At 36.3% G+C, this 12,859-nt stretch carries 16 protein-coding genes; 14 read left to right on the top strand and 2 right to left on the bottom strand.

The genetic code is table 11. The features are described from left to right. Positions 1-12 precede the first annotated feature (12 nt). The 7 genes from ACHZK0_RS04265 (at position 13) to ACHZK0_RS04295 (ending at position 6,120) form a co-directional block, all read left to right on the top strand. A complete protein-coding gene (locus ACHZK0_RS04265; protein WP_088351129.1) occupies positions 13-876 on the top strand; it encodes a MurR/RpiR family transcriptional regulator in 864 nt (287 codons plus the stop codon). 250 nt (positions 877-1,126) lie between these two features. Then, positions 1,127-2,011, top strand: coding sequence for an N-acetylmuramic acid 6-phosphate etherase (murQ, locus tag ACHZK0_RS04270; protein ID WP_262740871.1), 885 nt, complete (start codon positions 1,127-1,129; stop codon positions 2,009-2,011). 24 nt (positions 2,012-2,035) lie between these two features. Continuing rightward, complete coding sequence (locus ACHZK0_RS04275) at positions 2,036-3,400, top strand: PTS transporter subunit EIIC (protein ID WP_262740869.1); 1,365 nt, start codon at positions 2,036-2,038, stop codon at positions 3,398-3,400. A gap of 48 nt (positions 3,401-3,448) precedes the next feature. Then, on the top strand, positions 3,449-4,513 hold the full coding sequence (locus ACHZK0_RS04280) for a DUF871 domain-containing protein (RefSeq protein ID WP_395761189.1): 1,065 nt from the start codon (positions 3,449-3,451) through the stop codon (positions 4,511-4,513). A 160-nt stretch (positions 4,514-4,673) separates the two neighbouring features. Further along, entirely contained in the window at positions 4,674-5,078 is a 405-nt protein-coding gene (locus tag ACHZK0_RS04285; RefSeq protein WP_001077744.1) for a DoxX family protein, read from the top strand. Positions 5,079-5,233: 155 nt separating this feature from the next. Beyond that, on the top strand, positions 5,234-5,635 hold the full coding sequence (locus ACHZK0_RS04290; protein ID WP_262740867.1) for a nuclear transport factor 2 family protein: 402 nt from the start codon (positions 5,234-5,236) through the stop codon (positions 5,633-5,635). After that, complete coding sequence (locus ACHZK0_RS04295) at positions 5,635-6,120, top strand: PRK06770 family protein (RefSeq protein WP_395761190.1); 486 nt, start codon at positions 5,635-5,637, stop codon at positions 6,118-6,120. The genes ACHZK0_RS04290 and ACHZK0_RS04295 overlap by 1 nt, the downstream gene beginning before the upstream one ends. Before the next feature lie 33 nt (positions 6,121-6,153). Here ACHZK0_RS04295 and ACHZK0_RS04300 read toward each other — a convergent pair whose 3' ends face one another. Further along, positions 6,154-7,065, bottom strand: a complete 912-nt coding sequence (locus ACHZK0_RS04300; RefSeq protein ID WP_395761191.1) for a DMT family transporter — start codon at positions 7,063-7,065, stop codon at positions 6,154-6,156. Between the two features lie 204 nt (positions 7,066-7,269). On the opposite strand from ACHZK0_RS04300, the gene ACHZK0_RS04305 reads away from it, so the two are divergent. Next, complete coding sequence (locus ACHZK0_RS04305) at positions 7,270-7,764, top strand: Lrp/AsnC family transcriptional regulator (protein ID WP_048545677.1); 495 nt, start codon at positions 7,270-7,272, stop codon at positions 7,762-7,764. Between the two features lie 128 nt (positions 7,765-7,892). Further along, a complete protein-coding gene (locus ACHZK0_RS04310) occupies positions 7,893-8,348 on the top strand; it encodes an N-acetyltransferase (RefSeq protein ID WP_073518840.1) in 456 nt (151 codons plus the stop codon). 55 nt (positions 8,349-8,403) lie between these two features. On the opposite strand, the gene ACHZK0_RS04315 is transcribed toward ACHZK0_RS04310, so the two are convergent. Then, positions 8,404-9,174 (bottom strand): SDR family NAD(P)-dependent oxidoreductase, encoded by a 771-nt coding sequence (locus ACHZK0_RS04315; protein WP_395761192.1) that lies wholly within the window; start codon positions 9,172-9,174, stop codon positions 8,404-8,406. 137 nt (positions 9,175-9,311) lie between these two features. On the opposite strand from ACHZK0_RS04315, the gene ACHZK0_RS04320 reads away from it, so the two are divergent. The 5 genes from ACHZK0_RS04320 (at position 9,312) to ACHZK0_RS04340 (ending at position 12,852) form a co-directional block, all read left to right on the top strand. Next, the gene (locus ACHZK0_RS04320; protein WP_270340775.1) at positions 9,312-9,671 is read left to right on the top strand and encodes a MerR family transcriptional regulator; all 360 of its coding nucleotides are present in this window, start codon (positions 9,312-9,314) and stop codon (positions 9,669-9,671) included. 397 nt (positions 9,672-10,068) lie between these two features. After that, positions 10,069-10,413, top strand: a complete 345-nt coding sequence (locus tag ACHZK0_RS04325) for a DMT family transporter (protein ID WP_262740861.1) — start codon at positions 10,069-10,071, stop codon at positions 10,411-10,413. A 2-nt stretch (positions 10,414-10,415) separates the two neighbouring features. Next, positions 10,416-10,730 carry a DMT family transporter gene (locus ACHZK0_RS04330; protein WP_000539674.1) on the top strand — a complete coding sequence of 105 codons (315 nt, stop codon included), beginning with the start codon at positions 10,416-10,418 and terminating at the stop codon, positions 10,728-10,730. Positions 10,731-10,859: 129 nt separating this feature from the next. After that, positions 10,860-11,438 carry a TetR family transcriptional regulator gene (locus ACHZK0_RS04335; protein ID WP_262740860.1) on the top strand — a complete coding sequence of 193 codons (579 nt, stop codon included), beginning with the start codon at positions 10,860-10,862 and terminating at the stop codon, positions 11,436-11,438. A gap of 211 nt (positions 11,439-11,649) precedes the next feature. Then, complete coding sequence (locus tag ACHZK0_RS04340; RefSeq protein ID WP_061677864.1) at positions 11,650-12,852, top strand: MFS transporter; 1,203 nt, start codon at positions 11,650-11,652, stop codon at positions 12,850-12,852. Positions 12,853-12,859 lie beyond the last annotated feature (7 nt).

Below are 12,859 nucleotides of genomic sequence, written 5' to 3' on the forward strand. Positions count from 1 at the left end.
GGAGGTTAAATAGTGAAAGCTTCAACATTACTATTTAAAATTGAAAGTAATATGGATCAATTTTCACCAGCTGAAAAGAAGGTTGCCATGTACATAATGGAGAATGCAGAGATTGTTCCGAACTTAACGACGAAAGAAGTGTCAACGAATGCAGGTGCAAGTGAAGCAAGTGTTGTTCGCTTTTGTAAATCGATTGGAATCGGAAGTTTTAAAGCATTTAAAATCGCGCTCGTTCGTGAATTGACGATTGCTGATTATAATATTAATGATTTTTCAGTGATGAATACGGAAGATGGACCGTACGATTTATTTAATAAAGTTACGTATGTGAATAAAGCTGCAATTGAGGCGAGCGTTACTGCTATTGATAAGAAGGAGCTTGAGAAAGCGGCGGATCTTATTGTAAATGCGGATAAAATTATATTTTACGGAGTAGGAGGGTCGGCTACACCGGCGATGGACGGGGCTTATAAATTTACACGACTCGGATTTACGGCGATGATGCTATCTGATTTTCATATGATGTTGCCGCTTGTGACGAATTTAAAAGAGGGCGATATATTTGTTGCGATTTCAACATCTGGTCGTACGAAAGATGTACTTGAAATGGCGCAGTATGCGAAGAGACAAGGTGCAACAGTTATCGGAATTACGAAGCTCGATCAATCATCACCGTTATATAAAGAGGCGGATATTCGTCTTTGTATGCCAGATGTAGAGCAAGATCATCGTATTGCGAGTATTGCTTCAAGAATGACACAACTGAATATGATTGATGCTTTATATGTGATTACTTTTAATCGTATTGGTAATAAAGTGTTGGATCAATTTATGGAGACAAGAGAAGAAGCTCTGCGGTTACGGAAGTTAAAATGAAAAGATGGGGAAACCCATCTTTTTTTGCATACTGACATAAAGTGAAACTTTAATAAGTGGGGGGGGTTCATCCCCCACCTATCTTCTTTGCTTTCGCTGAATTTGAGGTGGGGGTCTTACTGCCAGTTAAAGTGGGATAAATTTGTCATGAAGAGAAATAAAATTTCATAAAATAATAAAGTAATATTGATTTTAAATTTCTTGAAGTTATAATAAAAGTATGAAATTAAATTTCAAAGAGGGTGGGAATATGTTAGAAAATTTATCGACAGAACATCGTAATGAGAAGACGATGAATTTAGATGAGATGAGCATAAAAGAAGTGTTACAAAATATGAATCAAGAAGATCGAACTGTTGCGTTAGCAGTTGAAAATGAAATAGAAGAAATTGAAAAGGTTGTAGGGGTTGTTATTCAATCTTTTGAAAAAGAAGGCCGATTAATTTACATTGGGGCTGGTACGAGTGGTCGTTTAGGTATTCTGGACGCAGTGGAATGTCCACCGACATTTGGTACCGATGATAAAATGGTGCAAGGATTTATAGCAGGTGGATTGAAAGCGTTTACCAAAGCGGTGGAAGGTGCCGAAGACCGCGAAGAGTTAGCGGAAGAAGATTTAAAAAGTATTGGATTAAACGAGAAAGATACAGTGATTGGAATTGCGGCAAGTGGTCGCACTCCTTATGTAATTGGTGGTTTGAAGTACGCGGCTAGCGTGGGAGCAAGTACAGCAAGTGTCTCTTGTAATAAAAATGCTGAAATAAGTAAATATGCAAAACTAAATGTGGAAGTAGAAACAGGCGCAGAAATTTTAACAGGCTCAACGCGTTTGAAAGCTGGTACAGCGCAAAAATTAGTACTGAATATGATTTCAACAGCATCTATGATTGGTGTGGGGAAAATATATAAAAACTTAATGGTAGATGTTCAATCCACAAATGAAAAGTTAGTAGAACGATCAAAACGAATTATTGTGGAAGCAACAGGTGTTAGTTATGAAGTAGCAGCAGAGTATTATGAAAAAGCAGAACGTAATGTAAAAGCTGCGATTGTTATGGTGTTATTGCAGTGTGAGTATGGGGAAGCACTGGAAAAATTAAAAGAAGCGAAAGGGTTTGTGAAGAAGGCATTATAAAGTAATAGGGAGGGGGATTCTATTATGAAGAAAGAAGAGAGAATGGCCAAAGAAATTTCAGAGCAACTTGGGGGAGTAAAGAATATTCGTGGCATTGCTCATTGTATGACGAGACTGCGATTAACGCTTCATGATGAAAGTAAAGTGAATATGGACCTTTTGAAAAAGGTTGAAGGGGTTATGGGCGTTATTGAAGATGAGACGCTTCAAGTTGTTGTTGGACCAGGGACAGTAAATAAAGTAGCAGCTGAAATGGAAGGTTTAACGGGACTGCGAATTGGTGAGGTGGCAGATCATCACCTTGAAGACCTTGGACAAGAGATGAAGTCAGAGAGAAAGAAGAAAAATAATACGCCAGTGAAAAACTTTTTACGAAAAATAGGAAGTATTTTCATTCCGTTAATACCTGGTCTTGTTGCATCAGGAATTATAAACGGGGTTGCTAACTTTGCGAAAAATGCAGGTGCTGATCCGAATGCAACGTGGCTACAAATGTTACTTTTAATTGGCGGCGGTATATTTACATTCTTAGGCATTTTAGTCGGCTGGAATACAGCGAAAGAATTTGGCGGGACACCAGTTCTTGGGGCAATTGCTGGTATATTAATTTTTAACCCAGCGATGGCGAATGTAAAATTATTCGGTGAAGCGCTCGTACCCGGACGGGGCGGATTGTTTGCAGTTATTTTTGCAGCATGGCTTATGGTTGTAGTGGAAAGACAAGTTCGAAAAGCAGTACCAAATGCAGTTGATATTATTGTGACACCACTCATTACTGTGTTAGTTGTAAGTATCGTAACGATGTTAGCAATTCAGCCAGTTGCAGGTTTCTTATCTGAAGGGATTACAAGCGGAATTAATGCTATCTTAAGTATTGGCGGAGCGTTTGCGGGAGCTGTGCTTGCGGGAACATTTTTACCTCTCGTTATGGTCGGATTGCATCACGGCTTAACACCAATTCATATGGAATTTATTAATCAAACGCACGTAACACCGTTATTACCAGTACTCGCGATGGCTGGCGCTGGGCAAGTAGGAGCAGCGATTGCGATTTTTGTAAAAACGAAAAACAAACGACTTCGTAACGTAATTAAAGGTGCATTACCAGTTGGCTTTTTAGGGATTGGCGAACCGTTATTATACGGGGTTACATTACCACTTGGGAAACCGTTTCTTACCGCTTGTTTAGGTGCAGCTGTCGGCGGTGCATTCCAAGCAGTTATGAAAACAGCGGCACTTGGAATTGGCGTATCAGGATTATCTTTAATTCCGTTAATTGCTGATAATAAATATTTATTATATTTCCTTGGATTAGTAGTGGCATATACGTTCGGATTCATCTTTACGTACTTCTTCGGATTCAAAGAAGAAATGGCAGAAAACATATAGAGAAAGGGATTCCTTTCTCTTTTTCTATTCATAGAAAGGGAGATTCATATGATAGGAGTTTCAATTTATCTTGCAAAAGAACGAGTAAAGAAACAAGAAGAGTGGCTAAAAGTAGCGAAGGAAAACGGATTTATATCTATTTTTACATCATTGCACATTCCAGAAGATGATCCAAATACGTATAAAGAGTTAATTCAAATACTTGGAAAGCAAGCTCTCGAAAATGAAATGGAATTAATGGTCGATATTTCTCCAAAATCGTTACACCATTTAGGTATGACGTACGAAAATGTCGAAGAGTTAGTAAACTGGGGCATTACTGGTTTACGAATGGACTATGGCATCACACCGAAAGAAATCGCACGCGTATCCCATAAAATGAAAGTAGCTTTAAATGCGAGTACGATTACGGATTCATTTTGGAAAGAGCTAATCACTGAAAAGATACAGGTAGAGAATGTGGAAGCATGGCATAATTTTTATCCACGTCCAGAAACAGGACTAGCAAAGTCTTTCTTACAAAAACAAAACGAATACTTACATGAGTGCGGAATAAAAACGATGGCATTTATTCCGGGAGACGGTGAAAAACGTGGTCCGCTATATGAAGGCTTACCAACGTTAGAAAAACACCGTAATATGCGCCCACTTGAAGCGTACTTAGAACTTGTACAAGATTGTGGTGTTGATAAGGTGTTAATCGGGGATATAAGCGGAAGTGTAGAAAGTGTACAAGAGATAGCGAGTGCGAGTAGAGGAATTATTCCGCTGCGGTATGAGCCATTGATAGAGAAAAATGAAGTATTAAAGATGGTAGAACAAGTGCATACAAATAGACTAGATCCAGCTCGTGATGTCATTCGCTCTGTAGAATCACGAGAAGAAAACAAGGTGATTGTACAGCCGATGCATACCATTGTAAGAAAGAAAGGTAGCATTACAATTGATAATGAATTATACGGTAGATATGCTGGAGAGATGCAAGTTGCCAAACATGATTTGCCTGTAGATGAAAAAGTGAATGTTGTTGGAATGGTTGTAGAAGAGGACTTGTCTTTATTGCCGTATGTTGGCGCTGGAAAAATGTTTCAACTTTTTTGTGCAATAGAGTAAAAGCTTGAATTAGCGCTATTTTGCAAGAAAACATTATCCGTAAAAGGGATAATGTTTTTTGTTTTCTTTAAAAAAGTATTTGACGAATGAAATGAAATACCGTATTGTTTTGACTTGTAAATAAAAGTTTACCATAACGAAACAAAAAGGAGAGTTCAAAATGAACCAATATATTGGGAATTTAATTATTCGCATCGTGTTAGGAGTGACATTCTTTGCGCACGGTTTAGCGAAGTTTCAATCAGGAATTGATAACGTAGCAGGATGGTTTACAAGTATCGGCTTACCGGGTGGTCTTGCGTATGGCGTGGCAACTGTGGAATTAGTTGGTGGCATCTTATTAATTATCGGTTTAGGCGTAAAATATGTAGGATTGTTATTTGCACTTATTTTAGCTGGAGCTATCGTAAAGGTAAATGGAGCAGCAGGTTTATTAGGAGATGGAAAGAATCCAGGATATGAATTAGATCTTGCATTACTAGCAATGGGTGCGTATTTATTCGTTGTAAAAGCAGAAGGATATGTAGATCGTTTCTTAAAAGAGAAAGTAATGAAAACGAAGTAAACTTATTTATAAATTGTTGACTTGAATCATAATTGTAACTATAATGATTACAACGTGTGGATTAAGAATAAAACAATTTAAATATTTTTTTGTACAAGGTGTAACGATATTAGTTACACCTTGTGCAAAAAATAAATAGAATGGGAGGAAGTAACATGCCTAAATCAAATTTAGAAATTATTCGAAGTACATATGAAGGATCGGCTTCTTCGAATGCAAAACATTTAGCAGAAGCCCTCTCTGAAAAAGTAGAATGGACAGAGGCAGAAGGATTCCCGTATGGGGGAACTTATATAGGTTTGGAAGCGATAATGGAAAATGTATTTAGCCGATTAGGATCAGAATGGGATGATTATAAAGCGAGAGTAAATATGTACCATGAAGTAAACGCAAAAGATGTAATTATTGCGGAAGGTGTTTATTCAGGAGTTTATAAAGAAACGGGAAAATCATTTGAAGCAGATTTTGTTCACGTATGGCAGCTGGAAAACGGAAAAATCGTGAAGTTTAAGCAGTATGTAGACAGTTATATTGTTAAGGAATCGATGAAGAGCTAATGCTTTTTAAATGGATCGTAGGTATATGCATTACAATTATGGTAATTATCTCGTCTATAGTTGGCGGAAAGAAATTGCTGGCATATGTGGAAAAAGAAAATAAAAATATTCAAACCCAGCAAGCGGCAAATGAAAAAGAGAAGAAAGTTGCAGAAGAAGCTCCACAAATTAGTGAAGGTGAAATTATTTCTACTATGCACAAAATGGTACACCAAAAGGTAAAATCCTCTGAAAAATGGGGATTTGTAGAAATGACGAACAAGGAAATTTCTAATGTGAAAAGAGATATTGAAAATAGTACAGGTTTTCAATATAAAATGAAGTTATTTTCTATTATAAATAGATGGGAAACAGGAGATTTTTCTCAAACTGTTGAGGAGCATAACTTTTTATGGAGCCTTCAAGGTGGAGATACTGGCAAGGCAACGGAACGTTTAACACCAGAAGAGGAAAAGCAGTATATAAAAGAAATGAAGAGTAAATAAAAACATCGCCACTCAGATGACGATGTTTTTTCATTAAGAATGCTTTCGCATTAAAGCTCTAGTTGGCTGAACAGCAACCGTTTTGAAATGGGAAAATAAATAACATCCTGTCACAACGATCATTGTCCCTAAAATTTGTATCCACGTTAGTTCTTCACCGAGGAAAAGGAATGCTAAAATAGCTGTGAAAATCGGGTTGAAGTTTAGAAAAATGCCAGATGTAGTTGCTCCTAATTTTTGTACGCCAACATTCCAAAATACCATACAAAGAACTGTTGAAATAAGCCCTGTATATAAAATGGATGTGATGAAAGAAGTATTTATATTTGTAACAGTGAAGCTCCCAATGTTAAATGGCAGTAATAAAATAACACCTAAAATACCAGAGTATAATGTTGCCATGAGCGGTGTAGTTGTTTTTGTTGCCCATTTACTGCAAACAGAATACATGCCCCAAATACAAACAGCCGCAAGCATCCATAAATCACCACTATTAAAATGTAGTGAAAATAAAAGTGCAAAGTTACCTTTTAATAGGACAAGAATAACCCCAAAGAATGAAAGAATCATGGATAGAATTTGAAGTGTATTTACTTTTTCTTTTAGAAAAAATACTGAAAATAGTGCAATGGAAATCGCATTTAATGTAGAAATAAGCCCTACATTCGTTGCGGATGTTTTTTCTAGTGCTAGAAATTGAAAGATGTTAAAAAGAGCGACCCCTGAAATCCCCATTAGTATTAACGGAAGTATTGCAGCACGAGGTGGAATGATTTTCTTTTCTTTAAACCAAACCATCGGTAATAAACAAACAATCGCAATCATCCATCTTAAACTTGTAAGTGTCATCGGAGACGCGTGATCAACGAGCGATTTTCCAACGACGAAATTTCCTCCCCATAATAAGCTCGTTAGTAATAGTAAAAAGACATAAAAATAAGGCATACTAAAATCCCCTTTGTTGTAATCAATGTGAATTGTAAATAATTTTAGCATTTTTCTTTATTATGTAATATATTCTTTTGTATAATGGGAAAAAGTCGATAAGATATTTTGTTTTGAATGCTATTTACGGAAATATATTCAGTTTCATATAGATTATAAGGTGTTTTTTCGAATAATCATCGGTAATAAAAAGGGGGAATTTTGATGGAGTCGTCAGTTATTAAAGTGTTAGATGATTTAGATGTACAAATTTTAGATATATTGCAGAAGGAATCACAAGTAAGTAATGCAGAGCTTGCGCGACGCGTTAATTTATCACCAGCTGCGATGCATGCGAGAATAAAAAGATTAGATGGAGAAGGGTTCATTGATAAGCAAGTAGCCATTTTAAATCAAGAAAAGCTTGGTTTTGATTTGTTATGCTTCATTTTTATGAGTACAAATATTCATCAATCGGATAAACTTGACGTGTTGGAAAAAGAATTAGAATCGATGCCGGAAGTGTTAGAATGTCACTGCTTAACAGGAGAATATGATTATTTATTAAAGGTTGCAAATCGTGATCGTAAAGAACTAGAGCAGTTTATTAGAAAGCTGAACAAGCTTGGTATCACAAGGATACAGACGAGTTTAGCCCTTCGTGAAATTAAATATTCGACCGTATTACCGATACGAAATGAGGAACCGAGCATCGATTAGATTGCTTGGTTTTTTGTTTGTATAAAGTAATTGACGGGGAGAAAGGAGAGATGTATTATTATATAAAAATGTGTATTAAAATTCATTTATGTTTATAAATATTAATATCGGGGACAAGGGGATAAAATATGAAAATCTTTAATGCGGTTACGAGTGATGTGAAAGAAATTTATAGTCTCATTGAAGCTTATGCAAAAGAGGGAGTTGTTTTACCACGTTCGCTTTTGTCTCTCTATCAATATTTACAATGTCTATATGTTATGAAAGAAGGGGAAGAAATTGTTGGAGTTGCTGGTTTACATGTGTTAGGAGAGGACCTTGCAGAAGTCCGGTCGTTAGTCGTTTCGCATACATATGCAGGGAAAGGAATCGGGCGTATGTTAGTGAACCATGTAATCAATGAGGCAGCGAAAATAAAAGTAAATAGAGTCATTTCTTTAACATATGAAACGGAATTTTTTCAAAAGTGCGGGTTTGATTTTGTGAATAGAGAGGCGTTACCAGAGAAAGTATGGATTGATTGTAGACATTGTCCAAAGGTGGATTATTGTGATGAGGTGGCGATGATTCGGTATGTTGGGTAAAATATAGAGTCCCACTATTATTTGCGTAATAGTGGGACTCTATATTTTAGAGGAATTAAGAACTTGAATTCGTTTTTCTTACTGCAAAATTAAAAATGGGATTTTTAAGCTCATAGTTATAAGTGAAACCATCGACAAGCCCTACAACTTTATCACTGTCGTAAAGATCAAGCATAAATTGTGCCATTTGTTTTGCAGTGTGGAATTTCGGTACAACATTATCGTATTGGAACTCATCAATATCCAATGAACGTTTTGCAAATTCTGTTTCAGTTGCAGCAGGTGCTAAAACCTTTGCTTGTAGTTTTGCACCTTGTTCTTTCAATTCGTGAGATAAACCTTCTGTAAATGCACTTACGTAGAATTTCGTAGCGCAATACGTAACAGCATCAGCAACAATTGTGTATCCACCGCCTGATGAAACGTTAATAAGTTGTGTGCCATCAACCGTGGAATAATCTCGAACGAAAAGGGAAGAGAGTATTGTTAGTGCTTCTATATTTACATGTAACATCGTTTCAATTTTATTTAAATTTTGTTCAGCAATTGAGGCGAAATTACCAAACCCTGCGTTGTTAATCCACGTTTCAATTTGAAAGGCTTGTAGGCTTTCATAAAGCTTATAAACATTTTCCGTGATAGATAAATCAGTTCTTCGAATAACAACATCCAATTCTGGATTCATTTCGTTAATTTTTAATTTTAATCCGTCTAATTCTTCTTGTCTTCGAGCGACAAGTATTAAGTTCTTTCCGCGAGATGCAAAGGCTAAAGCCGATTCATAGCCAATTCCAGAACTAGCGCCAGTAATAACAGTGTATTTCATCTAAAATCCCCCTAAGTTCAAATAATTATATTATGGTTAGATTTTATTTGTTAGAGTATACTCTAAGTCAAATGTTTTTTATAAATTTGATAAGGCTATAAAATATATGAGGATAAGCATGTGGAGGGAGTTAGAGTATGTACACAATTAGCGAGGTGGCTAAATTAATAGGAGTGAGTACACATACACTACGTTATTATGAAAAGGAAAATATATTAATTGCAAATCGCGATACAAATGGGAATCGACTTTATGAAGAGTCACATATAAAGTGGTTGCAGTTTGTCATGAAATTAAAACAAACGCAAATGCCAATAGCGAAAATAAGAGAATATGCTAGGTTATATTTAGAAGGGGAGCATACAACTGAAGCTCGCTTACAGCTCCTAGAAGATCATAGGAAATCTATTCAGATGCAAAGAGAAAACTTAGTCATTACAGAGAAGATGCTTGAGAATAAGATTAGTGCATACAAGGCCTCTTTGGAAAATAAATAGAAAACATATATATGATGAAAATGGATTTGATCTTATAGTGTGTTGGCAAATAAAAAAGAGCAGCTAGCAAACGCTAACTGCTCTATTAAAGGGATCTCTCCAAGGGGGAGTGGAGAAAATATTATGTTACTAGCAGTATTGACAGATTATTAGGAAATATACAAATCGGATGAAAGAAATTTTAAATAATCTTTCGGCATTGACAGTTCTTAAAATATTCATGTACAATATTTATGAATGACATTCATTCATTTTGTGTGACAGGATGCAGTTAGCTTGGAAATGGAACAAATATAATGGTAAATGAGGATGATAGTTGTTTATATATAGTAGTGATGAAAGAGAATATTTTTTTAAAACAAAAATGACTGATAGTCAGTCATAAGAGGTGAGAGGTATGAAAAATAGAGCTTGGTTATATGTCATATTAACATGTATCTTTGAAATTTTTTGGGTGTTTGGTTTTAATACGGCCGATACTTGGTGGCATTGGATTATTATTTTAGGAGTTATCGCTGTTGATTTTCACTTTCTTACTAAAGCGTGTGAACATCTTGCGACAGGAACTGTATATGCCATCTTTGCTGGAGCTGGTACGGTAGGTACTTTCTTAATGGATGTATTCCTTTTCGGCGGGAGCTTCAGCGTAGGAAAACTATTCTTCATCGTGATGGTTGTAGCTGGCGTTATCGGTTTAAAGTTAGCTGATAATAAAGAAGAAACTGTGGAAGGAGCTGTTTAAAGATGGGTTGGTTTTTCGTATTTTGTGCTGCAATTAGTGAAATAGTCGGTGTGATCGGTCTGAAAATGTATAGTAAAGATAAAACATTAGCAAATGGTGCGCTTTATATAGGCGGGTTTGCAACTTCCTTTGCATTCTTGTATACATCTTTCTTATTCTTACAAGTAAGTGTCGCATATGCGGTTTGGATTGGTATTGGAACAGCAGGTGCCGTTTTATTAAACATGTTTCTGTTCGGTGAGTCGAAAAGTAAAGCACGTATCATTAGTGTGGCTCTTATTGTATGCGGAGTGACAGGATTAAAGGCTCTGTCGTAAAAATATATTGTATCTCCTAACAAGTCGTTAGGAGATTTTTGTTATAAAAAGTGCACGATAATTGACAGTACAGCTAGTTGTTTTATAAAATGAGTGACAGTCATTCAATACGCGTTTGAAAGGGTTTAGATGATGAATAAAAAAGAGAAAATTGTCTATGCAGCTATTGAAGTGTTTCAGGAAAAGGGCGTTGAAAAAACGAAGATTTCTGATATCGTGAAATTAGCTGGCATTGCACAAGGAACTTTCTATTTATATTTTCCTTCTAAGTTATCTGTTATGCCTGCAATAGCAGAAGTGATGGTTGAAAAGATGATACTGGCAGTGAAAGAAAAAGTGCAAAACGATGCGCTTTTCTCAAATAAAGTGACGCAAGTAATAGATGCGGTGTTTCACTTTATAGCGGAATATCGTGAAATACAAGCTTTAATGTATGCGGGTCTTGCATCTACAGAACATATAAAAGAATGGGAAGCTGTGTATGAGCCTCTTTATATGTGGCTAAGCGAGTTTTTAAATGAGGCGAAAGAAGCTGGTGAAATTCGTGATTCGGTTCATGCGGAGCGAACAGCGAAGTTATTTATCGCTCTTGTTGAGTCAGCAGCGGAACAAGTTTATTTATATGATCATAAAGATGATGAGCAAGTCGAGCTACAAAAGGCAGAAGTACTAGATTTTTTAACACATGCACTACATATAAAGAAATAGTGAGATGAACCTGTCTGAAAAGGTAGGTTCATTTTTGAGAAAAACTGAATGATAGTCATTCACCTAATGCTTATGTATGTGTGGAAGGATAGTGTGAAATTCTAATGAGTAGAGGCATCTCTACTCATGATTAGCCCACAAATAGCAGGATAAAGAAAAAGCTTCTTGGGCATTATTTTTTTGAGGAACTTACGGGAAGAGGTGTTAAAAAGTGAAGAAACCGATAAAAGAACAAAAGATGGTATTGGTCATTCTTTTGAGTAATATATTTATCGCTTTTTTAGGGATTGGATTAATCATTCCGGTTATGCCGTCCTTTATGAATGACATGAGTTTAACAGGGAAGACGATGGGGTATCTCGTTGCAGTGTTTGCGATGGCTCAGCTCATTACGTCACCTATTACAGGCCGATGGGTTGATCTGTACGGCAGGAAGAAAATGATTATCATTGGATTATTTATTTTTGGTGTTTCAGAACTTCTTTTTGGATTAGGAAAAGATGTGTGGATGCTTTATGTAGCACGGGTGTTAGGCGGAATTAGTGCTGCGTTTATTATGCCTGGTGTTACGGCATATGTTGCGGATATTACCTCTATGCAAGAACGTCCAAAGGCGATGGGATATTTATCTGCGGCAATTAGTACTGGATTTATTATAGGACCTGGAATTGGCGGGTTTATTGCAGAATACGGTATACGTGTGCCATTTTTCGTTGCAGCAGCAATTGCCTTTATAGCATGTGTAATTTCGATCTTTATTTTGAAAGAACCGTTAACGAAGGAAGAGCTTGCAGAGATTTCTGCTAATACGAAAGAATCGAGTTTTATTGGTGATTTAAAGAAATCATTACATCCAATGTATGCAATTGCATTTATTATCGTATTTGTACTCGCATTCGGATTATCAGCGTATGAAACTGTGTTTAGTCTGTTTTCTGATCATAAGTTTGGATTTACACCGAAAGATATTGCAGCAATTATTACGATCAGCTCCATCTTTGGGGTAGTTGTGCAAGTATTTATGTTTGGCAAATTGGTCGACATGTTCGGTGAAAAAGTGTTAATTCAAATATGTTTAATTGTAGGTGCAGTATTAGCGTTCGTTTCAACTGTAGTCTTTAATTATTGGATTGTACTTCTCGTTACTTGCTTCATTTTCTTAGCATTTGATTTACTTCGTCCAGCTTTAACGACGTTTTTATCAAAAGCAGCCGGAAAAGAGCAAGGATTCGTTGCTGGGATGAACTCGACTTATACGAGTTTAGGAAATATCGCAGGACCAGCGATGGGCGGAATATTATTTGATATGAATATTCATTATCCATATGCATTTTCAGGAGTTGTTTTAATAGTTGGTCTCGGCATTACATTTATGTGGAGAGAGAAACAACTAGCTGAAAGTTTTGCGAAGTAATAAACCC

Source organism: Bacillus sp. 3G2, from assembly GCF_044324725.1.
GTDB lineage: Bacteria > Bacillota > Bacilli > Bacillales > Bacillaceae_G > Bacillus_A > Bacillus_A mobilis.

Excerpts from the sequence above, each read along its gene's own strand:
- murQ (WP_262740871.1), top strand. The coding sequence starts at position 1,127 with ATGTTAGAAAATTTATCGACAGAACATCGTAATGAGAAGACGATGAAT.
- ACHZK0_RS04275 (WP_262740869.1), top strand. The coding sequence starts at position 2,036 with ATGAAGAAAGAAGAGAGAATGGCCAAAGAAATTTCAGAGCAACTTGGG.
- ACHZK0_RS04280 (WP_395761189.1), top strand. The coding sequence starts at position 3,449 with ATGATAGGAGTTTCAATTTATCTTGCAAAAGAACGAGTAAAGAAACAA.
- ACHZK0_RS04285 (WP_001077744.1), top strand. The coding sequence starts at position 4,674 with ATGAACCAATATATTGGGAATTTAATTATTCGCATCGTGTTAGGAGTG.
- ACHZK0_RS04290 (WP_262740867.1), top strand. The coding sequence starts at position 5,234 with ATGCCTAAATCAAATTTAGAAATTATTCGAAGTACATATGAAGGATCG.
- ACHZK0_RS04295 (WP_395761190.1), top strand. The coding sequence starts at position 5,635 with ATGCTTTTTAAATGGATCGTAGGTATATGCATTACAATTATGGTAATT.
- ACHZK0_RS04300 (WP_395761191.1), bottom strand. The coding sequence starts at position 7,065 with ATGCCTTATTTTTATGTCTTTTTACTATTACTAACGAGCTTATTATGG.
- ACHZK0_RS04305 (WP_048545677.1), top strand. The coding sequence starts at position 7,270 with ATGGAGTCGTCAGTTATTAAAGTGTTAGATGATTTAGATGTACAAATT.
- ACHZK0_RS04310 (WP_073518840.1), top strand. The coding sequence starts at position 7,893 with ATGAAAATCTTTAATGCGGTTACGAGTGATGTGAAAGAAATTTATAGT.
- ACHZK0_RS04315 (WP_395761192.1), bottom strand. The coding sequence starts at position 9,174 with ATGAAATACACTGTTATTACTGGCGCTAGTTCTGGAATTGGCTATGAA.
- ACHZK0_RS04320 (WP_270340775.1), top strand. The coding sequence starts at position 9,312 with ATGTACACAATTAGCGAGGTGGCTAAATTAATAGGAGTGAGTACACAT.
- ACHZK0_RS04325 (WP_262740861.1), top strand. The coding sequence starts at position 10,069 with ATGAAAAATAGAGCTTGGTTATATGTCATATTAACATGTATCTTTGAA.
- ACHZK0_RS04330 (WP_000539674.1), top strand. The coding sequence starts at position 10,416 with ATGGGTTGGTTTTTCGTATTTTGTGCTGCAATTAGTGAAATAGTCGGT.
- ACHZK0_RS04335 (WP_262740860.1), top strand. The coding sequence starts at position 10,860 with ATGATGAATAAAAAAGAGAAAATTGTCTATGCAGCTATTGAAGTGTTT.